Consider the following 22,814-nt stretch of genomic DNA (forward strand, 5'->3'; position numbering starts at 1 on the left):
CGAGAAGCTGGACAACGCTTGCGCGCCGTCAACGCGCAGACCTATGCCAAATGCTGGCGGCGAATGCAACAGCCAGACTTCAAGCCGGGAAAACCGGGGTAAATCGCTGCAGCAACGGGATTCTGCGCCGAATTTGCATCGAATCACCCCGCAAACAGCAGATTCGCGCCGGTTGGAGCGATTTGGCGGGTGCGCGGTGATGGCGCCCGATTGCAAAATGCTGCCGCGAACGCCATTTAATTCGTCAGGCCGTCGAGGCGGTCCCTATTTTCCGACATCGGGTGAGGTTCACGTGACCATATTGGAACAAAGCGGCGCAGCGCCGCAGGCAGCGGCCGGTCTCATCAAGGAGACGACCACGCAGAGCTTCGTGAAGGACGTGATCGAGGAATCCAAGATCCAGCCGGTGCTGATCGACTTCTGGGCGCCGTGGTGCGGTCCGTGCCGGACACTGACGCCGATCATCGAGAAGGCCGTCACCGCCGCAAAGGGCAAGGTGAAGCTGGTCAAGATGAACATCGACGAATATCCCGAAATTCCCGGCCAGATGGGAATTCAGTCGATTCCGGCCGTGATTGCCTTCGTCAACGGCCAGCCGGCGGATGGCTTCATGGGCGCGGTGCCGGAGAGCCAGGTCACCGCCTTCATCGACAAGCTGACGGCGGGCATGCCCGGCGCGGAACCCACCGCCGCCGAACTGCTGCAGGAAGCAGAAGCCATTCTGGCGGAGGGCGATCCGGCCACCGCCGCCTCGATTTATGGCGAGATCATCGCGGCCGACGCGGCCTCGGTGCAAGCGTTGGCAGGCCTGGCGCGTTGCTATGTCGAGACCGGCGCGCTCGAGCAGGCACGGCAGACGCTGGAGCTGGTGCCCGCCGCGCAGCGCGAGGATGCTGCCGTCAAGGCCGTGCAGGCCAAGATCGACCTGATCGATCAGGCCTCGGCCCTCGGCCCGGTCACCGAACTGGAGCAAAAAGTCGCCGCCGATCCGCTCGACCACCAGGCGCGTTTCGATCTTGCCATCGCGCTCAACGCGGCCAACAAACGCGACGAGGCGATCAGCCATCTGCTGGAAATCTTCAAGCGTGACCGCAAGTGGGACGACGACGGCGCCCGCAAGCAGCTGATCCAGTTCTTCGAAGCGTGGGGGCCGACTGACGAAGCTACCCTCGACGGACGCAAGCGGCTCTCCACCATCCTGTTCTCGTAAAGCACCCCCTTTGGCCAGATCGGAACCGGACATGCCCATCAATGCCGACTATCAGGGACCCTCAGACCTTCCCGAGGTGATCCCGGTGTTTCCGCTGCCGGGCGCGCTGTTGCTGCCGCGCGGCCAGATGCCGCTCAACGTGTTCGAAGAGCGCTATCTGGCGATGATCGATGATTCGTTTCGCGACGGGCATCGGCTGATCGGCATGATCCAGCCCGATATGTCGCACTCGCCGGACGAGGAGCACCCGAAGCTGTTCAAGGTCGGCTGCGTCGGCCGCATCACCCAGCTCGCCGAATCCGGTGATGGCCGCTACATCCTCGAACTCACCGGCGTCGCGCGCTTCAAGGTGAAGGACGAGCTGACCGTGCTGACCGCCTATCGGCAGTGCAAGGTCGACTACTTCCCGTTCATCGACGACTTTACTGCGCGCAAGGGCGAGGACGACGTCGATCGCACAGCGCTGCTGGCGGTTCTGACGGACTTCCTCAAGGCCAACGATCTCAAGGTGGACTGGGACGGCATCGAGAACGCGCCGAACGAGGCGCTGGTCAACGCGCTGGCCATGATGTCGCCCTACGGCACGCCGGAAAAACAGGCAATGCTGGAAGCCCCCGACCTCAAGACGCGGGCCGAGATCCTGATCGCCGTCACCGAGATGGATCTGGCCAAGAAGCGCACGTCGGGCGATCCCGGCCTGCAATAAAACGGCGATGGTCCGCGCCACACTGTCTTGCTACCATGACCACCTGATCGACCGCCTGCCGGAGCCACCATGACCACATCCGCCGAACGCCCCAATGCCAGCGTCGATCGCAAGCTGCTGGAGATCCTGGTCTGCCCGCTCACCAAGGGCGCGCTGGAATACGACGCCGACCGCCAGGAGCTGATCTCCCGCAAGGCCAAGCTCGCCTACCCGATCCGCGACGGCATCCCGATCATGCTGCCGGAAGAAGCGCGGAAGATTGACTGAGCTTTCGTAGCCCGGATGCAGCGAGGCGCAATCCGGGACCGGCCGATCAACACAAAGGCCGCCCGGGATTGCGTCGCCGCGCGCGATGCGCGCGCCGACTTCATCCGGGCTACAAAGCTGCTACAGCGCCTCGCCCTTCAGCAGCCGCGGGATTTCGCCCGACAGTCCCGCCGCTTGGCGGATGAACACGCTTTTCAGCGGCGGCAGGCGGTCGACCAGGCCGAGGCCGATGTCGCGGATGCCGCGCAGCACGGTCGATTTGTTGGAGAACAACAGGTTCAGCGCATTGGTGGCGACGCCCATCGCCATGGTGTCGAAGCGGCGCCAGCTCTGATAGCGCTCCAGCACGGAGGCACTGCCGAAATCTATCCCGAGCCGCGCGGCATCGACGATGCATTCCGCCAGCGCGGCGACATCCTTGAGCCCCATGTTGAGCCCCTGCCCCGCGATCGGATGGATGACGTGCGCGGCGTCGCCGACCAGCGCGAGGCGCTCGGCGATGAAGGAGCGCGCCACGAAATAGCCGAGCGGAAACGCCTTCGGCTTGTCGAGCACGCGGAGCTCGCCGAGATGCAGGCCGAAGCGGCGCTCCAGTTCGGCGTGGAATTCCTCGTCCGGCAACGCGACCATGCGCGCAGCCTCGTCGCGTTGCTCGCTCCATACCAGCGACGAGCGATTGCCGGTCAGCGGCAGGATCGCGAACGGGCCCGACGGCAGGAAATGTTCCTCGGCGCGGCCCTGATGGTCGCGCTCGTGGCCGACGGTGACGACGATGCCGGACTGGTCGTAATCCCAGCCATGGGTCGCGATGCCGGCGCGGGCGCGCAGCTTGGAGCGGGCCCCGTCGGCGGCGACCAGCAAGCTCGCCTCGATCACCTGGTCATCGCCGAGCGTGACGCTGATGCCATCGGGACGAGACGTATAGGAGGTTACCGCGGTGGGGCGCAGATCGATGCCGGCGGCGGTGGCACGCGTGACCAGCTCATCGATCAGGAGTTGGTTCTCCACCATATGCGCGAACGGCGTGCCCGGCTCGACGGCGCCGGCGAAGGTCAGGAATACCGGGCGGGTGACATCCTCGAGCTGGGAATCGGTCACCACCATGTCGAGGATCGGCTGGGCATGGGCCGCCACGGCCTGCCATACGCCGAGCGACTCGAACAGCCGCCGGCAGCCGGCTACGATCGCTGTGGCGCGCTTGTCGCGGCTCACCTGCAGGGAGAAGCTGGGGTCGGCCACGATGATCGGGATGCTGTCGCCAAGCCCCTGGCGCAGCGCCAGCGCCAGCGCCAGTCCGGCGAATGCGCCGCCGCCGATGACAATGCCTCGTTGTGCCGCCATGATTTCAGGTCCCGCTGTTGCCTCGCGCTTATAGCTGGGCGAAACAGGAACGGAAACAAGGGCGAGAGGGTGGCGCATGCCGTTTCGCCCTGGCGCCGCCGCTGACGGAAAGACGTCCATGTCCAAGAGCCTGATCGACCTGCTGGATATTCTCGACCTCGAGACCCTCGAATTGAACCTGTTCCGCGGCACCAGCCCGAAGACGAGATGGCAGCGGGTGTTCGGCGGCCAGGTGATCGGCCAGGCGATGGTGGCGTCGTGCCGCACCGTCATGGGGCGCTTCCCGCACTCGCTGCACTGCTATTTCATCCTGCCCGGCGACCCCGCCATCCCGATCATCTACGAGGTCGAGCGGCTGCGCGACGGCAAGAGCTATTCGACCCGCCGCGTCACCGCGATCCAGCACGGCCAGGCGATCTTCTCGATGATGGTGTCGTTTCACGTCGAGGAGGCCGGCTCGTTCAATCATCAGGACCAGATGCCGGATGTGCCGCCGCCGGAAAAACTCACCGCCGAGGAACTGGCCAAGCATCCGACCATCGAGATGCCGGACTTCATCCGGCGCTATTACGAATCGGACCGGCCTATCGAGCTGCGGCCGGTCGAGTTCCAGCGCTATTTCGGCACCGAAATACCCGACGGCCGGATCAACATCTGGATCCGCACCGCGGCCAAGCTGCCGGACGATCCGGCGTTGCACATGTGCGCGCTGGCCTATGCCTCCGACTTCTCGCTGCTCGATTCGGTGATGGCGCGCTACGGCCGCACCTTGTTTGACGGCCGCGTGATGGCCGCCAGCCTCGACCATGCGATGTGGTTTCATCGCCCGTTCCGTGCCGACGAATGGCTGCTCTACAGCCAGGATTCCCCGAGCGCGCAAGGCGGCCGCGGCCTCGCCCGCGGCCTGATCTTCAAACCCGATGGCACGCTGGTGGCGTCCGTGGCGCAAGAAGGCTCGATGCGCGAGCGGCGCGAGTAGTCCGCGTCCTTGGCCAAATCGGGCGTCCCGATGGAGAAGCCGGGGCAAGTCGTTGGCCACGTGGCGATTTAGCTTATTTTTCGCGCGCTATGCCGATAGGATGTTCAGCAGTTTACGACACCGACCGGCCCGCGGTGCCGTGCAAAGTCGTTCAACAGGAAGTCGTTTCATGAAGCTCGTCGTTGCGATGATCAAACCCTTCAAGCTGGACGAAGTGCGCGAGGCGCTGACCGCGATCGGCGTGCATGGCATGACGGTCACCGAGGTGAAGGGCTATGGCCGCCAGAAGGGCCATACCGAAATGTACCGCGGCGCCGAATATGTGGTGAACTTCCTGCCCAAGCTGCGGCTCGAGATCGCCGTCAGCACCGACCTTGCCGCCCAGGCCGTTGAGGCCATTACCCGGGGCGCCCGCACCGGCCAGATCGGCGACGGCAAGATCTTCGTGGTCCCGATCGACAGCGCCGTCCGGATCCGCACCGGCGAAACCGACAGCGACGCGCTTTAGCCGCTGAGTTGCGTCCCACCGCCTTTCCCGCCTGAGTTGGAAGGCCTTTGGATTACGCAGAATCGCCAGTTTTGCAGAAGTTTGAGCTACCTGAATACCTCTATGATGCCTGCCTCATAAGCAGGATTATGTCGAGAGCCTGTCATGCGCTGCTTTTGAGCGGCAATGACTATTTTTTGGGCGCGACCGAATGGCGCAGGGCGGCCGTCGATGCCAAAAGCCCGAAAAGCTTCGATTTCATAAACTGTTACGGAATTTCATCGATCTGGCACGGCATTTGATTCTATCTGGGCTGGCTGTGCCCGCGTAGTGAACTTCTCCGCGTGGTGAACCTCAGTCGAGATCGCCCGACCGTGTTTTGGCCGGGCCCAAGCGGGGATAGGACCCATGAAAATTGTTATGGCGATCATCAAGCCATTCAAGCTTGAGGAAGTCCGTGATGCCCTGACCGCCATAGGCGTTCATGGTCTGACGGTGACGGAAGTCAAAGGATATGGCCGGCAGAAGGGCCACACGGAAATATATCGCGGCGCAGAATATGCGGTGAGCTTCCTGCCCAAGATCAAGATCGAGGTGGCGGTCGCCTCCGACCAGGTCGAGAAAACCATCGAAGCCATCACCTCCGCGGCCAAGACCGGCCAGATCGGCGACGGCAAGATCTTCGTCATCGCCCTCGACCACGCGGTCCGCATCCGCACCGGCGAGGCCGATGCCGCGGCCCTTTAAATCGAGCCCCCTGGATTTCGCGCTCACCTTTTTTACCAATCAGGAGTCAAACAAATGACGTTCAAGCGTCCCTCTGGCGCGGGATTGGCGGCACTCGCCGTCGGCCTGTTTGCCGCAACGTCGGCCTATGCCGACCCGACGATCAACAAGGGCGACAACGCCTGGATGATGACATCGACGGTGCTCGTGCTGCTGATGACCATTCCCGGCCTCGCGCTGTTCTATGGCGGTCTGGTTCGCTCCAAGAACATGCTCTCGGTGCTGATCCAGGTGTTCTATACGGCCTGCATCGTGATGGTCCTCTGGGCGCTGTACGGTTACAGCATCACCTTCACCGGCGGCTCGGCCTATATCGGCGGCTTCTCCAAGGCCTTCCTGTCCGGCATCACCACCGATTCGATGGCAGCCACCTTCTCCGCTGACGTCAACATCTCGGAACTGATCTACCTCTGCTTTCAGATGACCTTTGCCGCCATCACCCCCGGCCTGATCATCGGCGCCTTCGCCGAACGCACCAAGTTCGCGGCGATCGCTCTGTTCGTCCCGCTCTGGGTGACGCTGATCTACTTCCCGATCGCTCACATGGTTTGGTACTGGGCTGGACCGGACGCCATCGTGGCCGCCGCCAAGGCCGTCGCCGCCGCGACAGACGCCGCCGCCAAGACCGCGGCGCAGGCAAAGCTCGATGAAGTGATGGCCGATGCCGGCCAGATCTTCCTGTGGGGCGCACTCGACTTCGCCGGCGGCACCGTGGTGCACATCAATGCCGGTATCGCAGGCCTGGTCGGCTGCCTGATCATCGGCAAGCGCACCGGCTACGGCAAGGAGCTGATGGCTCCGCACTCCCTGACCATGACCATGATCGGCGCCTGCCTGCTGTGGGTCGGCTGGTTCGGCTTCAACGTCGGCTCCAATCTGGAAGCCAACGGCGCGGCCGGCCTGGTGATGGTCAACACCTTCCTCGCCACCGCTGCTGCGGCCATGGCCTGGATGTTCGCGGAGTGGATGACCAAGGGTCACCCGTCGCTGCTCGGCGCCGTGTCGGGTGCGGTCGCCGGCCTCGTCGCCGTCACCCCGGCCTGCGGCTTCGCAAGCCCGATGGGTGCGCTGGTGCTCGGTCTGCTGGCCGGCTTTATCTGCCTGTTCGCCTGCACCGTGATCAAGAACGCGCTCGGCTATGACGACAGCGCCGACGTGTTCGGCGTCCACTGCGTGGGCGGCATCCTCGGCGCGCTGGCTACCGGCATCCTGGTCAACCCGGCCCTCGGCGGCACGGGCGTCATGGACTACGTCGCCGGCAAGATCGGCGATTACGACCTGGTCACCCAGATGGTCGCACAGAGCAAAGCTGTGCTGACCACACTGGTGTGGTCCGGCGTCGGCTCGGCGATCCTGTTCAAGGTCGTCGATGTCATCGTCGGCCTGCGCGTCAATGTCGAAGTCGAGCGCGAAGGCCTCGACGTCACCGAGCACACCGAACGCGCCTACAACATGTAAGCGCCACGAGGCTGCGGAGGATCACCCGGTCCTTCGCAGCTCCCGAGATCGGTTGCGGCAATACCCGGCAATGCCACAACCGCCGAAGGGCTCCAGCGCAAGCTGGGGCCCTTCACCTTTTTTTGGGGCGTGAAGCCTACGAAAAACAGGCATGCCGGCCCCATCCGTCGATGGTTAATCGCGCCTTAACCTCGGCGTATCATGGTGGCTCAATCATGTTGGGTTGACCGTTCAAGCGGTCGGCCGCTCCCGTTAACTGGCTTCCAGGATGGCTATGACCGCTTCTTCCCGCGCGGCCCACGGTGCGAGCGCTTCCGCTGGCCGCGACAGCGAACGCTCGCCGTTCGCGCGGCTGACCGAACTGCTGGCGCCGTATCAGCCCGGCAAGCCACTGATCACGCTGTCGCTCGGCGAGCCGCAGCATGCGGTTCCGGATTTCGTCGGCCCGGTGCTGGCGAAACACATTGCCGATTTCGGCCGCTACCCGATCGCCAAGGGTATCGAGCCGTTTCGTCGCGCCGCCGCGGCGTGGATGGGAACGCGCTTCAGCCTGCCGCGTCCGCTCGATCCCGAATCGGAACTGCTGGTGCTGAACGGCAGCCGCGAGGGGCTGTTCTTTGCCGCCATCACGGCTGCGCGTTTCGTCGGCCCGCGTAACGGCACGCCGGCGATCCTGCTGCCCAATCCGTTCTATCCGGCCTATGGTGCCGGCGCCCGTGCCGCCGGCTGCGAAGCCGTGTTCATGCCGACCACGCGCGACACCGGCTTCCTGCCAGACCTCGACGCGCTCGACGACGCCACGCTGTCGCGCACGGTGGCGATGTACATCGCCTCGCCGGCCAACCCGCAGGGCGCAGTTGCGACGCCAGACTACTTCCGCCGGCTGCATCAGCTCGCGCTGCGCCATGGCTTCATCGTGTTGTCCGACGAGTGCTATTCGGAGATCTATACCGGCGCGGCGCCCGGCAGCATGTTGGAACTCGCCGGACCTGACTTCACGAATGTCGTCGCGTTCCAGTCGTTGTCGAAACGCTCCAACCTGCCGGGCATGCGAGTCGGCTTCGTCGCCGGTGACAAGAAATTTCTCGCCGCGTTCCACGAGCTGCGCAATGTTGCCGCGCCCCAGGTGCCGGTGCCGTTGCAGCAGGTCGCGGTCGCCGCCTACAGCGACGAGGCGCATGTCGCGGAAAACCGCCGGCTGTACGGATTGAAGTTCGATCTCGCCGACCAGATCCTCGGCGACCGCTACGGATACAAGCGCCCGGCCGGCGGCTTCTGCCTCTGGCTCGACGTTTCCGCGCATGGCGGCGACGAGGACGCGACGATCCGGCTGTATCGCGACGGCGGCGTGCGCGTGGTGCCGGGTTCCTATCTGGCACGGCTGCAGCCGGGCGGCAGCAATCCCGGCGACGGCTATTTGCGGCTGGCGCTGGTGCAGGACACTGAAACCACAGCCGAGGCGTTGCGCCGGCTGGTTGAAATTCTGAAGTGATCGCAAGGGCCTTGAGCACCACGATATGAGCACCACGATCGAACGCGTGATTCCCCTGGTCGGCCATCTGCCCGCGTCGATTCGCGAGATGCTGGCGCGACGGCTGCGCGAGCTCGCGGGCTTTGCGCTGATCGGCGTCGCCGGCGTCGCCGCCGCCGCGCTGATGACGTGGTCGGTGCAGGATCCGAGCCTCAGCCACGCCACCTCGCGGGCGATCCGCAACATCGCCGGCTATCCCGGGGCGATCGGCGCAGACCTCCTGATGCAAATTATTGGGCTCGGCTCGATCATGCTGATCCTGCCGGTCGCAGTGTGGGGCTGGCGGATGATGACGCACCGGCATTTCGACCGCGAGGCGCTGCGCATCGCCTGCTGGATCCTGTGCACGGTGATCGCGGCGGGCTTCGCCAGCTGCTGGCAGCATGGCGGCTCCTGGCCGTTGCCGACCGGCGTCGGCGGTGTGGTCGGCGATGCGCTGTTTCGCGCGCCGGCGGTGGTTTTCGGCCCGGTCGGCTTCATCTATCGCTTCGTGCTCGGTTTGATCCTCGGCAGTGCCATGGTCGCTGCCTTCCTGATCGCCTGCGGCCTCGGCTCGAAGCCAAAGCAAGCGTTCGATCCGATCGAGGAAGACGACGCACCGTTCGAGGAAGAAGACAACGACCGCGGTTCGGTGTCGCTGGGCTGGCTGGTGCATGGCGCGATGAGCGCCAAGGCGCGGATCGGACGGCTGCTGTCGATCCTGTATTCGAAATTCGTCACCTCCGCGCCGGATGCCCGCGCGAGCTCTTTCGAGCGCCATGAGCCGACGCTCGGCGCCCGCCGCTCCAGCCCGTCGATTGCGCCGCAAAGCCGCGATGACGAGGAAGCGGAAGATCATCACGACGTCGAGGAAGAGTTCGACGACGAGGACGAAGAAGAGGAAGAGGCGGCTCCCGTCGCGAGCAAGCCACGCGGCAAGCCGGCGAAGGAGCCATCGCGAAAAAACAAGTCCGGCACCTTCGAACTGCCATCGGTGTCGGTGCTGACGGCGCCGAAGGCTGCCGATCGCCAGCCGCTCAGCAAGGCCGAGCTGGAAGCCAATTCGCGCGCCCTGGAAGGCGTGCTCAGCGACTTCGGTATCCGCGGCGAAATCGTCAAGGCGCACCCCGGCCCGGTCGTCACATTGTACGAACTGGAACCGGCGCCTGGTATCAAATCGTCGCGCGTGATCGGCCTCGCCGACGACATCGCGCGCTCGATGAGCGCGCTGTCGGCGCGCGTTGCCGTGGTGCCCGGCCGCAACGCGATCGGCATCGAACTGCCGAACGCACATCGCGAGAACGTTTATCTGCGCGAACTGCTGACGGTGAAGGACACCAATGACGGCAGCATCAAGCTGCCGCTGTGCCTCGGCAAGAACATCGGCGGCGATTCGATCATCATCGATCTAGCTCGCACGCCGCACATGCTGATCGCCGGCACCACCGGCTCCGGCAAGTCGGTCGCCATCAACACCATGATCCTGAGCCTGGTGTACCGGCTGCGGCCGGACCAATGCCGGCTGATCATGGTCGATCCGAAGATGCTTGAGCTGTCCGTCTATGACGGTATCCCGCATCTGCTGACACCGGTGGTGACCGATCCGAAGAAGGCCGTGGTTGCCCTGAAGTGGGCGGTGCGCGAGATGGAAGAGCGCTACAAGCGCATGGCCAAGCTCGGCGTCCGCAACATCGACGGCTACAATGCACGCCTGCTCGAAGCCAAGGGCAAGGGTGAGGAACTCACCCGCACCGTGCATACCGGCTTCGACAAGGAGACCGGCAAGGCGATCTACGAGGAAGAGAAGCTCGACCTAGAGCCGCTGCCCTATATCGTCATCATCGTCGACGAAATGGCCGACCTGATGATGGTCGCCGGCAAGGACATCGAAGGCGCCGTGCAGCGTCTCGCGCAGATGGCCCGCGCCGCCGGCCTGCACGTCATCCTGGCGACGCAGCGGCCGTCGGTCGATGTCATCACCGGCACCATCAAGGCGAACTTCCCGACCCGCATCTCCTTCCAGGTGACGTCGAAGATCGACAGCCGAACCATTCTCGGCGAGATGGGCGCCGAGCAGCTGCTCGGCCGCGGCGACATGCTGTACATGGCAGGCGGCGGCCGGATCTCGCGCGTGCACGGCCCGTTCGTGTCCGACGAGGAAGTCGAGAAGGTGGTCCGCCACCTCAAGAGCCAGGGCCAGCCGGAATATCTCGAGGCGGTCACCGCCGAGGAGCCGGCCGAGGGCGAGGACGGCGGCGCGGTATTCGATGGTACCAGCATGGGCGCCGATGGCGGCGGCGCGGGCGACCTGTTCTCGCAAGCCGTGGCGATCGTGAAGCGCGATCGTAAGGCCTCGACCAGCTACATCCAGCGCCGGCTGCAGATCGGCTATAACAAGGCGGCGTCCTTGATGGAGCGGATGGAGAACGAGGGCATCGTCGGCCAGCCGAATCATTCCGGCAAGCGTGAGATCCTGATCGAAGAAGAAGAGAGCGGCTTTTGACGCGCCGCCCTCGCGATCAGATTCGGGCGACGGTGACGCGAAATCGCCACAGCGCCGGGTTAGCGCAGACCGGGACGACGGCGGCATCCGCCATCGATCCGGCCGTAATACTGCTCCCCTTTTTGCAGCAAATCGCGGTAAATTGGGCCCCGGAAGCCGAACAGGACGACGCCTCGATGAGACCCGCGACCCATCACGCCGCCAACCGGCCGAGCATTCGCATCGGCACCGCCGGGCTCGTCGCGGCCTTCGTGACCGGCCTGCTGGTGCCGGCCGCCTTTGGCGAGACGATTCCCCTGCCCCGCCCGGCGCCGAAAGTCCGCGGCAGCTTCCAGGTGTCGGCGGCCGAGCCGCCGGCTGCGCCCCGGCCGTCGATGACGCTCGCCGCCGCCAGTAACTCGGCGCCACCCAATCCGGTGATCCCCGACCCGCGCCGCAACGTGCCGGCCAATTTCTTTTCCAGCTTCGACGCCACCCAGAAAGCCCAGGCTGGCCGGGTCAGCGCCTATCTGTCGTCGCTGAGCACGCTCACCGGTAATTTCGTCCAGGTCGGCCCGGACGGCAGCCGCACCAAGGGCGATTTCTACATCCAGAAGCCCGGCAAGGTGCGGTTCGAATATGACGCGCCGACCACCATCGCGATGGTCGCCGACGGCTCGTCGCTCGCGGTGCGCGACACCAGGCTGGCGACCCAGGACATCTACCCGCTGTCGCAGACCCCGCTGCGTTACCTGCTGTCCGACCGCATCGACCTGCTGCGCGACACCAACGTGGTCGCGATCACCGGCGACGAGCTCTATACCTCGGTGACGATCGAGGAGAAGAATGCGCTGGTCGGCACCTCGCGGCTGATGCTGATGATCGGCACCAAGGACGGCCAGCTCAAGCAATGGACCGTCACCGACCCGCAGGGCTATGACACCACCGTGGCGATCTACAATCTCGACGCGTCGAAGAAGCCCGATCCGTCGCTGTTCAAGATCGATTTCACCAAATATCCCGGCGGCAACAACTAGCGCTCTGAAGTTACTGTAGCTCTTCCTTCTCTTCTCCCCTTGTGGGAGAAGGTGGCGTCGACGAAGTCGGCGTGGGATGAGGGGGTTCATCGGCCTCCGGGCGTGCGGCTACCCCTCACCCGTCTCGACCGCCCGTGCGAAGCAAGCTTCGCAAGAGCGGTCGATCCACCCTCTCCCACAAGGGGAGAGGGGAAGAACCTGCGGTCCCCCATGCAATTCAAGCTGACGACCTGGAACATCAATTCGGTGCGGTTGCGCATCGAGCTCGTGGCGAAATTCCTTGAGGAGATGCAGCCCGACGTGCTGTGCCTGCAGGAGACCAAGACGCCGGACGACGCGTTTCCGCTGAAGCGGCTGAGGCAGCTCGGCTATGAGCACATCGCGATCCACGGCCAGAAGGGCTATCACGGCGTCGCCATCATCTCGAAACTGCCGTTCGAGTCCAGCGACGTCCGGGTATTCTGCAACAACGTCGATTCGCGTCACATCTCGGTGTCGTTCGGCGAGAAGGCCGGCATGACGGTGCCGCTGGTGGTGCATAATTTCTATGTGCCGGCCGGTGGCGACATTGCCGATCCGGTCGCCAATCCGAAATTCGCCCACAAGCTGATGTTCCTCGACGAAATGAAGGCCTGCGAAGGACTGCATCCACGCGGCGAGGCGCGCCACATCCTGGTCGGCGACCTCAACGTCGCGCCGCATGAGAACGACGTCTGGTCGCACAAGCAGCTGGTCAAGGTCGTGTCGCACACGCCGATCGAGTGCGAAAAGTTGCTGGCGGTGCAGGCCGAGGGCAACTGGATCGACGTCGCCCGGGCGCAGATCCCGCTGTCGGAAAAGATCTACACCTGGTGGAGCTATCGCGCCGCCGACTGGACTGCCGCCAATCGCGGCCGCCGTCTCGACCACATCTGGGTGTCGTCGGCGATGCGCGACATGATCCGCGAATTCGCGGTCACGCGCGAGGCGCGTAGCTGGGAACGACCGTCCGACCACGTGCCGGTAACGACGGTGCTGGAGCTGTAGGTAGCTGTCGTTCCGGAGCGCGGACGGCGCCAGCCGACCGCGAACTGGGAAACTCGACATGCGACACACTTCGAGATTCCCGGTTCCCTAGGAGGAAGCTACTTGCGCCCCGGAATGACAGCCTAGGTCGACGCCGCGCCTTTTCGCCCCACCACGCGCAGCAAATCCCGACGCACCGCTTCGATATGGCGTTCCAACAAGCGGCAGGCGTCCGTGACCTTGCCGGCCCGGCACAGTTCGATCAGCTCGGCATGCTCCGTCTCGGCGGTGCCCATCGACGCCGTGGTCGAGAGCTGCACGCGGGTGTAGCGGTCGCTGGTCTGCAGCAGCGAGGCGACGATCGACTGGGTGCGCGGCTGCTCGGCGCGGACGTATAGCGCCATGTGGAAGTCGGCGTTCAACTGGCCCCCGTCGCTGACGTTGCGTACCGCGATCGCGCGTTCGAACCCCGCCTGAATATCGTCGAGCCGGGTGAAATCCTCCGCCTCGAAGCGCGGCGCCGATTGCGCGAGCATGCGCGGCTCCAGCAGGCAGCGCAGGTCGAACACGTCGTTGATCTCGATTTCGCCGAGCGACAGTTCGGCGACGATGGCGCCCTTCTGTGGCACGATGCGGACCAGCCCCTCCGCTTCCAATTGAAACAGCGCCTCGCGCACCGGGATCCGGCTGACGCCATAGGCTTCGCCCAAAGCATCCTGGCGCAGTTGCGCGCCGGCCTTGTGGGTGCCGTCGAGGATCGATTGCCGAAGCTGGTCGACGATCGCGGCCGAGAGGGTCCGATGCTTCAGGGCGCTCATCATGACTTCCGTTCGCGGCTTGGCCGCAGCGACTTGTTGATGCCTCTCGCCGCCAATGCTCACCCAACGCGCAAAATTGGAAAAGGTGCAGATTTGTGCATATTCTGGTTTGACACCCGGATTGTATAAATTATACGATCCGGGAAAGCATCACATTTGTTGCATTTCGGGGCGCTCATGGTCGATCAGACGATTTCACCCGCCCCGAGTTCCCCGCTGTGGCGAGCCATCATCAAGGCGTCGAGTGGGCTGTTGACGATCGAGCGGTACGCTCTGATGGGCCTGATGTGGCTGCTGACCGCGCTGATCCTGATCAACGTCGTCACCCGCTACACTCGCTTCCCGCTGTACTGGATCGACGAATCGGCGGTGTATTCGGTGGTCTGGCTGACCTTCATCGGCGCATCCGTGATGACTCGGCTGCGGCTCGATTTCGCGGTGACGATGCTGACCGAGAACCTGTCGGCGCGGAACCGGAAGATCGCCAAGGTGATCTCGACAGGCTTGGTGGTGGCGTTCGGCACGGGGCTGATCATCACCTGCGTGCTGTGGATGGACCCGATCGGCATCGCCAGCGCGGGCTTCGACGCCCGCAAGTTCGCCGGCGCCACCTTCAACTTCCTCTACACCGAACGCACCCAGACGCTGAACTGGCCGACCTGGGCGGTTTACCTGACGCTCCCGATCTTCGCCGTGTCGATCACCATCCACGGCATCGCCAACCTGCTCGAGGATCTCGAATGGGTGCCGCGAACGCCGCCGAAGGGCTTCGAGCTTTCCGAACTCGACGGGGTGAACTGATGCTCACCTCGGCTGCCTTTATGGTCTTCATGCTGGTCGGCGTGCCGATCGGGCTCTGCCTGTGCCTGTCCGGCTTCGTCTACATCATGGCGTCGGGCAATCCGGTGCTGTTCCAGTCCTACCCGCTGCAACTGTTCGGCGGCGTCGACAGCTACGGCCTGATCGCCATTCCGCTGTTCATCCTGATCGGCGAGATCATGAACGGCGGCGGCATCACGCGGCGTATCGTCGACATGGCGATGGCCTTCGTCGGCTCGCTGAAGGGCGGGCTGGCCTACGTCAATATCCTCGCCAACATGTTCATCTCCTCGATCCTGGGATCTGCGACCGCGCAGGTCGCGATCATGGCGCAGATCATGGTCCCGGAGATGGAGAAGAAGGGCTACGACAAGACCTTCGCCGCCGGCCTCACCGCCTATGGCGGTATGCTCGGCCCGATCATCCCGCCTTCGGTGATGTTCGTGGTCTACAGCGTGCTGGCGCAGGTTTCGGTCAGCGACATGCTGATCGCCGGCATCGTGCCGGGCGTCATCCTCACCGTGATGTTCTGCGTCGTCATCGCGCTGATGGGCTATGTCTACAACTATCCGCGCGCCGACTATCAGACGCCGCGGCAGCGTATCCGAACCATTCTGGTCACCTGTCCGACGCTGCTGATCCCGATCGTCATCGTCGGCTCGATCCTCGGCGGCCTCGCCAATGCCACCGAGTCCGCCGCGGTCGGCGCTGTCGCAGCGGCGTTAATCGGCCGGTACTGGACGAAAGAGTTCCAGTGGTCGCATCTGCCGCAGATGATGCTGCGGTCCGGCATCTATTCGGCGATCGTGCTGTTTCTGGTCGCGGCGGCCGCCGTGTTCTCCTGGGTGCTGATCTTCGGCAAGGTGCCGCAGGAGACCGCGGCCTGGATCCAGACCGTCGCGCACGATCCCATCAGCTTTATGCTGATCTGCAACGTCATCCTGCTAATCATCGGCACCGTGATCGACGGCATTCCCGGCCTGATCATGACCGTGCCGATCCTGTTGCCGGTCGCGACCGAGATCTATCACATCGATCCCCGCCACTTCGGCGTCGTGGTGGTGATCAATCTCGTGCTCGGCCTGCTGTCGCCGCCCGTCGGGCTGTGCTTCTTCGTCGCCGCCGCCGTCACCGGCGCCAAGCCCGGCAAGATGTTCATCGTCACGCTGCCGTTCTTCTTCATCTCCTGCATCCTGCTCGTGCTGCTGTCGCTGTACCCGATCCTGTCGCTCGTCCTCATCAACTGATCCAACACGGAGCCCTGCCATGCGTATGTCCCGTCGCCACTTCCTCGCTGCATCCGCCGCCGTGCCGCTGTTCGCGCCATCGCTGGTGCTTGCACAGGCCAAGGAGTTTCGTCTCGGCCTGATCACGCCGAACGGCCATTCCTGGAACAAGGCGGCCATGAAGCTCGGCGAGGACCTCAAGGCCGCCAGCAACGGCCGGCTCACCATGACGGTGTTTCACTCCGGCCAGCTCGGCAATGAATCCGCGATGATGCAGCAGCTCCAGACCGGCGCGCTCGACATGGGATTCATCCAGGCCGCCGAACTCGGCTCGCGCGTGCCGCATATCGCGGCGATCAACGCGCCCTATATTGTGCGCTCGACGCCGGCCGTCGCCAAATTCGTACGCCATCCCGCGGCGATCAAACTGTTCGACGTGCTGCCGCAGGAGACCGGCACGATCGGGCTCGGCTGGGGCATCACCGGCATGCGCGCGATCTTCTCGTCGAAGGATCTCAACAGCCTCGCCGACATCAAGGGTATGAAGCTGCGCATCAACCCCACGCCGGTGTATCGCGACTTCTATTCGTCTCTGGGTGCTGCGCCGACGCCGATCCCGACGCCCGCCGTATTCGACGCAATGGCCAACGGCCAGGTCGACGGGCTCGAGGCCGATCTGGAGTTCTCCTGGAACCAGCGCTTCGACAAGGTATCGAAAGTGATCCTGCAGATGAACGCCGTCTTCATGCCGATGGCCGCGGTGGTTTCGGGCCGCGTATGGCAGGCGCTGCCCGCCGCCGACAAAGAGCTGATCACCAAGCTCGTGAAGCAGAATCTCGATGCGCAGATCGACGAGCTGGCCGGCAACGAGCCGAAGCTGATCGAGAACTTCAAGAACGCGCCGATCCCGATCCGCCAGGTCGCCACCGCCGATACCGAAGCCGTCATTGCCGAGTTCGACAAGATCTGGCTGCCGAAAGCGCCGGTGCTCGCCGAGCTGCGCAAGGTCGGCGCCACGCTCTGATATCACCGCCTGTCCCGTCTCACCCGGCGGAGCGCAGGCTCCGCCCGCGATTTTCTTTGGAGTCCTCAATGAGCCCGCGCATTTCCTGGGAAGGCGTCTTCCCCGCCGTCACCACGCAATTCCACGACGACCTGTCGCTTGATCTCGACTCCACCGCCAAGGTGATGGAGGGCCTGATCCGCGACGGCGTCTCCGGCCTGATCATCTGCGGCTCGGTCGGTGAAAACACTTCGCTGGAGCGTAAGGAGAAGATCGCCATCATGGAGACGGCGAAAGCGGTTTCGCGCGGCCGCGTGCCGGTCTTGTCGGGCATCGCGGAGTTCACCACCGCCTTCGCCGTCGAGACCGCGAAGGAAGCCGCCAAAGTGGGCATCGACGGCATCATGGTGATGCCGGCGCTGGTGTATTCGTCGAAGCCGTTCGAGACCGCCGCGCATTTTCGCGCGGTGGCGAGCGCCACCGACCTGCCGGTGATGCTCTACAACAATCCGCCGATCTACAAGAACGACGTCACGCCCGACATCCTCGCCACACTGGCCGATGTCGACACCGTGGTGTGCTTCAAGGATTCGTCCGGCGATACCCGGCGCTTCATCGACACCCGCAACATGGTCGGCGATCGCTTCGTCCTGTTCGCCGGCCTCGACGACGTCATCGTCGAGTCGGTGGCGATGGGCGCGGTGGGCTGGGTGTCCGGCATGTCGAATGCGTTTCCGCGCGAGGGCGAGACGCTGTTTCGCTTGGCGCGCGCCGGCCGCTTCAAGGAGCTGATGCCGCTGTACGAATGGTTCATGCCGCTGCTGCATCTCGACGCGCGGCCGGATCTCGTCCAGTGCATCAAGCTGTGCGAGCAGGTCATCGGCCGCGGCACCGCGCTGACCCGCCCGCCCCGCCTGGCGCTATTGCCGCACGAGAAGGCCGAGGTCGAGGCGATGATGGCCAAGGCGCTGGACAACCGCCCGGTGCTGCCGGATGTCGGGCTGAAGGCGGCGTGAGTTACAAACTCAGTTTCGAGCCCACCAGCATCACATCGCTCGCGAGCTGGCTGACGCGGGCGGCCATGTCGTCGCGCAGGCGGCGCGCGGCGGCGGGGTCGCTTTCGAGCACGCGCTGGAACACGCCGCGGGTAACGCGGATGACGCTGGAAAATTCCAGCGCCACCGCGCTCGATGGCCGCGGCATGGCGACCAGCAGAGCCAGTTCGCCGATCAGCGTGCCCGGGCCCGCGATCGTCTCATAATTGGTGCCGTCATCGAGGGTGACGCGAAACGAGCCGCGCTTGACGATATAGCCGCAATCGGAATCGTCCCCGGCGCGGAACAGGACCGCTCCGCGGGCGAATTCGAGTTGCTCGGAGCCGATCGCGAGCACGCGCAACGCCGTGTCGCCCAACAGGCGCATTGTCGGGACGCTCTCGAGCAGAGCAAGGTCATCATCGATCGACATGCAGGACCGTGAGAGCGGGACGCATCAACAAAGCCAACCACAGCGACGAATCGGCTTCTGGAATCGTATCACGGCACCAGCTTGTAGCCACCGGCTTCCGTAACCAGGATTTCCGGGTTGGCGGCATCGTTCTCGATCTTCTGGCGCAACCGGTAGATATGCGTCTCCAGCGTATGGGTGGTGACGCCGGAATTGTATCCCCAGACCTCCTGCAGCAGCGTCTCGCGCGAGACCGGCAATTGCCCGGCGCGGTACAGGAAGCGCAGGATCGCGGTCTCCTTCTCGGTCAGCCGCACCTTCTTGGCGTTGGCACCGGTCAGCATCTTGGAGCCGGGGCGGAAGCTGTAGGGGCCGACGGTGAACACCGCGTCCTCGCTGGCCTCGTGCTGGCGCAACTGGGCGCGGATCCTCGCCAGCAACACCGCAAAGCGGAACGGCTTGGCGATATAGTCATTGGCGCCGGATTCGAGACCTAAAATGGTGTCGGAATCGGTGTCGTGCCCGGTCAGCATGATGATCGGCGCCTTGAAGCCGGCCTTGCGCAAGCTGCGCACCACTTCGCGGCCATCGGTATCGGGCAGGCCGACATCCATCAACACCAGGTCCGGCGAATTGGCCTTGGCGGCCGAAGCGCCCTTGGCGCCGGTATCGACGGCGGAGGCCTCGAACTCTTCATGCAGCGACAATTGCTCGACCAGCGCCTCGCGCAAATCAGTATCGTCATCCACGATCAAGATCTTGCGGGCATTGGGCATTGCGACAATCCTTTGGGCGGCTGAGCGGTGGAAGCGTCCGACAAGCTGACCGTCAGTCAGAAATCATGACGAAGTTTGAAATCGCCGGATATCCTAGCGCATAACCGGCTGCATTCCCGAAGCAATGTCAGGGAACGCGCCGCGCCGGCGCAGATAGAACATTTGCGGTGAATAGAGCAATACGGACTCGGCGATTCGGATGGGAAGCCTTTTCATTTCAGACACTTATCGAACAACCTTACGTGACCGGCCGGTTTCGGCGATCCGCATTCGCGCGGCTGCCGGTAATCCGCGCCGCGGCTGGCTGATCGCGGAACATCTGGTGATACCGGTGGCGTTAGGGCGCGGCGGAATCAAGGCGAACAAACGCGAGGGCGACGGTGCCACCCCGCGCGGCATATTTCATCCGCTGCGGCTGTGGTGGCGCGCCGACCGGCACAGCCGGCCGCGAACGCGCCTGAAGGTCCGCGCCATCACGCCGGCGGACGGCTGGTGCGAAGACCCCGCCGACCGGCATTATAACCGCCCGGTCCGGCTGGCGGATCATTCCGCCGCCGACCGGCTACGCCGCGACGACCATCTTTATGATTTCATCATCGAAATCGACCAGAACACCCGACCGCGCATCGCCGGGCGTGGCAGCGCCGTGTTCCTGCACCTGGCGCGACCAGGATACGGCCCGACGGCCGGTTGTATCTCCATGAAGCGGTCGGCCATATTGCAACTATTGGCACGGATCGGGCCGCGGACTAGAATCTTAATAGGGTGACTTGAGATTGCAGGTAAGGTTTGACTGCCTTACCGTTTCCCGAAAATCGCCGAACCCACCCGCACATGCGTCGCGCCGAACTGGATTGCGATCGCGAAATCGGCGCTCATGCCCATCGACAGCCCTTTGAGGCCGTTGCGGGCGGCAATCCTGGCGGTCAGCGCGAAGTGCGGCGCCGGAGCGTCATCGACCGGCGGAATACACATCAGGCCGGCAATGGTCAGGCCATAACCGTCGCGGCAGCGGGCCAGAAACGCGTCCGCGTCGCTGGGGGCGATGCCGGCCTTCTGCGGCTCCTCGCCGGTGTTCAATTGCACGAACAGTTCCGGCGTCCGCTGCTGCGCCGCGATCTCCTTCGCCAGCGCCTCGCACAGGCTCGCCCGGTCCACCGAGTGGATCGCATCGAACAGAGCGACGGCTTCCTTCGCCTTGTTGGACTGCAAGGGCCCGATCAGATGCAGCGCAATTCCGGGTTGAGCCGCCTGCAGCGCCGGCCACTTGGACTTAGCCTCCTGGACGCGATTTTCGCCGAACACGCGCTGTCCCGCTTCGATCACCGGACGGATGGCATCGGCCTCGAAGGTCTTGGAAACCGCGATAAGTGTCACGGAAGACCTGTCCCGGCGTGCTTCATTGCAGGCGCGGAATACGTCGTACTCCACGGCGGAGAGTCCGTCGGTTGGTAAAGAACGCGTTAAGTCACCCGCGTTTTGCACTGCATTATTTTCAACCAAGGCGAGAACTTTCGGTGAGATCGGTCGAATTTTAGCTAATCCGGGAAAGGCTTTTTGACCCATTGGAGCTAGTTTTACCGTCGGGGCTAGGGGTCGAAGATGTCACGCATCGGGTTCAACCGCAACAAAGCGAAAATCAGGGAACTCTTCGGGATTCGCGCGCGGCTCGTGCTGCTGGCGTTGATCGTCGTGGGTCCGCTGATGGTGGAGCGGATCCGGTCTCTGGACGAGACGAGGTCCCGGCAGATTTCTGCTGCCGAAAAGGAATTTTCGAGCATCGCCCGGCATAGCGCCAATGCGCAGAGCGAGGTGGTTGCCTCCGTCGAGGCGGTGCTGAAGTCATCCGCCTACATCTATACGTCGGCAGCCCAGGTCAATCGTAGCTGCGCCATCATGCGCGCCAGCCTGCGCGGCGACATGCCCTGGATTCGCAGCCTGACAGTGGCAGGCAAGGACGGCACGGCTCGGTGCTCGACCTGGTCCGAAGCGGTCGAGCAAGGCCTGAACTTCAGCGACCGCTCCTATTTCCAGGAAGCGCTCGCCACCGGCGAATTCGTGGTCAGCGATTACCTTTTCAGCCGCATGACCCATCAGCCGACTGTGATGGCCGCCTATCTGGCGCCGGGCATCACCAGCGATGATGACGCCGTGATTTTGGCGGCGGTCAATCTCGACTGGATGTCGAAGATCATCGACAACCTCGGGGGCCGGCCCGGCATCACCGCGGTGCTGGTGGACCGGACCGGCATGGTGCTGGCCGCGCCGGCCGCTCAGGCCAGCCGGATCGGCAAGCCGATGGCGGACCCGTCGCTGCTGCCGCGGATTGCCGCGCAGATGGCGAATTCGCCTCAAAAATCCGGCTCGCTGTCGTTTACGGCCGACGACGGAACGCCGCGCTCGGTGTCCTTTGCGGCCCTCGCCGGTACTGGCGCGCAACTGATCGTCAGCATCGACGAAGCGCAAATCTCGGCAACGGCCGACCATGAAATCCGCACCGCCTATCTGCAGCTCGGACTGGTGTGCCTGTTCGTGCTGCTCGGCGCGCTCGTGGTGGCCGAGCGGCTGATCATGAAACCGATCGAGATGCTGGAAGTGACGGCGCAGTGTTTCGGCCGCGGCGACTGGTCGTCGCGGGTACCGCGCGATCAGCTGCCCGCGGAGTTCGCGCCGCTGGCGCGCGCTTTGTATGGCATGGCGGCCAAATTGCGCGGCCGCGAGCGCGAGCTGCGCGCCAGCAACGAACAGCTGACCGTGCTGGCCTCGATCGACATGCTGTCCGGCCTCGCCAACCGCCGCGGTTTCCAGGACCGGCTGGACCTGGAATGGCTCAAAGGTCAGCAGTCGGGCCACGGCCTGGCCCTCCTGATGATCGACGTCGATCACTTCAAACTGTTCAACGACACCTATGGCCATCCCGAAGGCGACGCCTGCCTGACGCAGCTCGGCGAGGCGCTGGCCGCGCTGGCGAGCGAGGTGACGGGCTTCGCCGGCCGCTATGGGGGCGAGGAGTTCTGCCTGCTACTGCCCGACGGCGATATGGGCCGCGCCATCCAGGTCGGCGAAATGGTTCGTACCGCGATCTGGAACCTCTCGGTCCCGCATGTCACCAGCGCGTTTCAGCAGGTCACCGTCAGCATCGGCGTGGCGTCGGCGACCCCGACCGAGTGCGATAGTCCGGTGGACCTGATCGAGGCCGCCGATGCCGCGCTCTACGCCGCCAAGCGCCGTGGCCGCAATACGGTAGTCCAGCATGGCTTCGTCCGCGCAATCGACACATCGACGGTGTCGCTGGCGGTGTGACGATCTGTAGCCCGGATGAAGCGCAGCGAAATCCGGGAACGGCGCGCCGGGATGGGCCGGCCCCGGATTGGCATCCGGGCTACCGTAGCCCCAAAGCATTGACCCCGCACGGTCTTCTATGGCCTAGTCCCCGGCCTTAAGCCCCGGAACAGACT

At 64.2% G+C, this 22,814-nt stretch carries 23 protein-coding genes; 18 read left to right on the forward strand and 5 right to left on the reverse strand.

From position 1 onward, the window contains the following. Window positions 1-292: 292 nt before the first annotated feature. The 3 genes from trxA to FIU28_RS01295 all read left to right on the forward strand — a co-directional run bounded on the left by trxA (window position 293) and on the right by FIU28_RS01295 (window position 2,183). Entirely contained in the window at window positions 293-1,210 is a 918-nt protein-coding gene (trxA, locus tag FIU28_RS01285) for a thioredoxin (protein WP_143571299.1), read from the forward strand. A 31-nt stretch (window positions 1,211-1,241) separates the two neighbouring features. After that, entirely contained in the window at window positions 1,242-1,916 is a 675-nt protein-coding gene (locus FIU28_RS01290; RefSeq protein ID WP_143571300.1) for an LON peptidase substrate-binding domain-containing protein, read from the forward strand. 69 nt (window positions 1,917-1,985) lie between these two features. After that, on the forward strand, window positions 1,986-2,183 hold the full coding sequence (locus FIU28_RS01295; RefSeq protein WP_143571301.1) for a Trm112 family protein: 198 nt from the start codon (window positions 1,986-1,988) through the stop codon (window positions 2,181-2,183). A 120-nt stretch (window positions 2,184-2,303) separates the two neighbouring features. On the opposite strand, the gene FIU28_RS01300 is transcribed toward FIU28_RS01295, so the two are convergent. Continuing rightward, window positions 2,304-3,524, reverse strand: coding sequence for a ubiquinone biosynthesis hydroxylase (locus tag FIU28_RS01300; RefSeq protein ID WP_143571302.1), 1,221 nt, complete (start codon window positions 3,522-3,524; stop codon window positions 2,304-2,306). Between the two features lie 118 nt (window positions 3,525-3,642). On the opposite strand from FIU28_RS01300, the gene tesB reads away from it, so the two are divergent. The 9 genes from tesB to FIU28_RS01345 all read left to right on the forward strand — a co-directional run bounded on the left by tesB (window position 3,643) and on the right by FIU28_RS01345 (window position 13,289). After that, window positions 3,643-4,503 (forward strand): acyl-CoA thioesterase II, encoded by an 861-nt coding sequence (gene tesB / locus FIU28_RS01305; protein WP_143571303.1) that lies wholly within the window; start codon window positions 3,643-3,645, stop codon window positions 4,501-4,503. Between the two features lie 169 nt (window positions 4,504-4,672). Beyond that, complete coding sequence (locus FIU28_RS01310; RefSeq protein ID WP_143571304.1) at window positions 4,673-5,011, forward strand: P-II family nitrogen regulator; 339 nt, start codon at window positions 4,673-4,675, stop codon at window positions 5,009-5,011. 47 nt (window positions 5,012-5,058) lie between these two features. Continuing rightward, complete coding sequence (locus tag FIU28_RS01315) at window positions 5,059-5,292, forward strand: hypothetical protein (protein WP_143571305.1); 234 nt, start codon at window positions 5,059-5,061, stop codon at window positions 5,290-5,292. Between the two features lie 106 nt (window positions 5,293-5,398). Continuing rightward, window positions 5,399-5,737 (forward strand): P-II family nitrogen regulator, encoded by a 339-nt coding sequence (locus FIU28_RS01320; protein WP_143571306.1) that lies wholly within the window; start codon window positions 5,399-5,401, stop codon window positions 5,735-5,737. 54 nt (window positions 5,738-5,791) lie between these two features. Further along, window positions 5,792-7,234 (forward strand): ammonium transporter, encoded by a 1,443-nt coding sequence (locus FIU28_RS01325; protein WP_143571307.1) that lies wholly within the window; start codon window positions 5,792-5,794, stop codon window positions 7,232-7,234. 268 nt (window positions 7,235-7,502) lie between these two features. Next, window positions 7,503-8,726: an aminotransferase class I/II-fold pyridoxal phosphate-dependent enzyme gene (locus tag FIU28_RS01330; protein ID WP_143571308.1), complete on the forward strand. Its 1,224-nt coding sequence runs from the start codon at window positions 7,503-7,505 to the stop codon at window positions 8,724-8,726. A gap of 25 nt (window positions 8,727-8,751) precedes the next feature. Next, window positions 8,752-11,247 (forward strand): DNA translocase FtsK, encoded by a 2,496-nt coding sequence (locus FIU28_RS01335; RefSeq protein WP_143571309.1) that lies wholly within the window; start codon window positions 8,752-8,754, stop codon window positions 11,245-11,247. A 176-nt stretch (window positions 11,248-11,423) separates the two neighbouring features. Then, a complete protein-coding gene (locus tag FIU28_RS01340; RefSeq protein ID WP_143571310.1) occupies window positions 11,424-12,263 on the forward strand; it encodes an outer membrane lipoprotein carrier protein LolA in 840 nt (279 codons plus the stop codon). A 210-nt stretch (window positions 12,264-12,473) separates the two neighbouring features. Then, entirely contained in the window at window positions 12,474-13,289 is an 816-nt protein-coding gene (locus FIU28_RS01345; RefSeq protein ID WP_143571311.1) for an exodeoxyribonuclease III, read from the forward strand. Between the two features lie 122 nt (window positions 13,290-13,411). Here FIU28_RS01345 and FIU28_RS01350 read toward each other — a convergent pair whose 3' ends face one another. Beyond that, a complete protein-coding gene (locus FIU28_RS01350; RefSeq protein WP_143571312.1) occupies window positions 13,412-14,089 on the reverse strand; it encodes a GntR family transcriptional regulator in 678 nt (225 codons plus the stop codon). Between the two features lie 174 nt (window positions 14,090-14,263). Here FIU28_RS01350 and FIU28_RS01355 point away from each other — a divergent pair, with 174 nt between their 5' ends. The 4 genes from FIU28_RS01355 (at window position 14,264) to FIU28_RS01370 (ending at window position 18,150) form a co-directional block, all read left to right on the forward strand. Then, window positions 14,264-14,887: a TRAP transporter small permease gene (locus tag FIU28_RS01355; protein WP_143571313.1), complete on the forward strand. Its 624-nt coding sequence runs from the start codon at window positions 14,264-14,266 to the stop codon at window positions 14,885-14,887. Next, window positions 14,887-16,152, forward strand: a complete 1,266-nt coding sequence (locus FIU28_RS01360; protein WP_143571314.1) for a TRAP transporter large permease — start codon at window positions 14,887-14,889, stop codon at window positions 16,150-16,152. Before FIU28_RS01355 ends, FIU28_RS01360 begins: the two co-directional genes overlap by 1 nt. Window positions 16,153-16,171: 19 nt before the next feature. After that, window positions 16,172-17,155: a TRAP transporter substrate-binding protein gene (locus tag FIU28_RS01365; RefSeq protein ID WP_143571315.1), complete on the forward strand. Its 984-nt coding sequence runs from the start codon at window positions 16,172-16,174 to the stop codon at window positions 17,153-17,155. Window positions 17,156-17,223: 68 nt separating this feature from the next. Continuing rightward, window positions 17,224-18,150, forward strand: a complete 927-nt coding sequence (locus tag FIU28_RS01370) for a dihydrodipicolinate synthase family protein (RefSeq protein ID WP_143571316.1) — start codon at window positions 17,224-17,226, stop codon at window positions 18,148-18,150. A gap of 1 nt (window position 18,151) precedes the next feature. On the opposite strand, the gene FIU28_RS01375 is transcribed toward FIU28_RS01370, so the two are convergent. Further along, on the reverse strand, window positions 18,152-18,601 hold the full coding sequence (locus tag FIU28_RS01375; protein WP_143571317.1) for a Crp/Fnr family transcriptional regulator: 450 nt from the start codon (window positions 18,599-18,601) through the stop codon (window positions 18,152-18,154). Between the two features lie 68 nt (window positions 18,602-18,669). Next, on the reverse strand, window positions 18,670-19,356 hold the full coding sequence (locus FIU28_RS01380) for a response regulator transcription factor (RefSeq protein ID WP_143571318.1): 687 nt from the start codon (window positions 19,354-19,356) through the stop codon (window positions 18,670-18,672). A gap of 199 nt (window positions 19,357-19,555) precedes the next feature. On the opposite strand from FIU28_RS01380, the gene FIU28_RS01385 reads away from it, so the two are divergent. After that, window positions 19,556-20,125, forward strand: coding sequence for a L,D-transpeptidase family protein (locus FIU28_RS01385; RefSeq protein WP_143571319.1), 570 nt, complete (start codon window positions 19,556-19,558; stop codon window positions 20,123-20,125). A 29-nt stretch (window positions 20,126-20,154) separates the two neighbouring features. Here the strand turns inward: FIU28_RS01385 and FIU28_RS01390 are convergent, their stop codons facing one another. Continuing rightward, a complete protein-coding gene (locus FIU28_RS01390; protein ID WP_441351323.1) occupies window positions 20,155-20,859 on the reverse strand; it encodes a YggS family pyridoxal phosphate-dependent enzyme in 705 nt (234 codons plus the stop codon). Between the two features lie 99 nt (window positions 20,860-20,958). Between FIU28_RS01390 and FIU28_RS01395 the strand changes: the two genes are divergently transcribed. Further along, complete coding sequence (locus tag FIU28_RS01395; RefSeq protein WP_143571321.1) at window positions 20,959-22,659, forward strand: sensor domain-containing diguanylate cyclase; 1,701 nt, start codon at window positions 20,959-20,961, stop codon at window positions 22,657-22,659. Window positions 22,660-22,814 lie beyond the last annotated feature (155 nt).

The organism is Tardiphaga sp. vice154, from assembly GCF_007018645.1.
GTDB lineage: Bacteria > Pseudomonadota > Alphaproteobacteria > Rhizobiales > Xanthobacteraceae > Tardiphaga.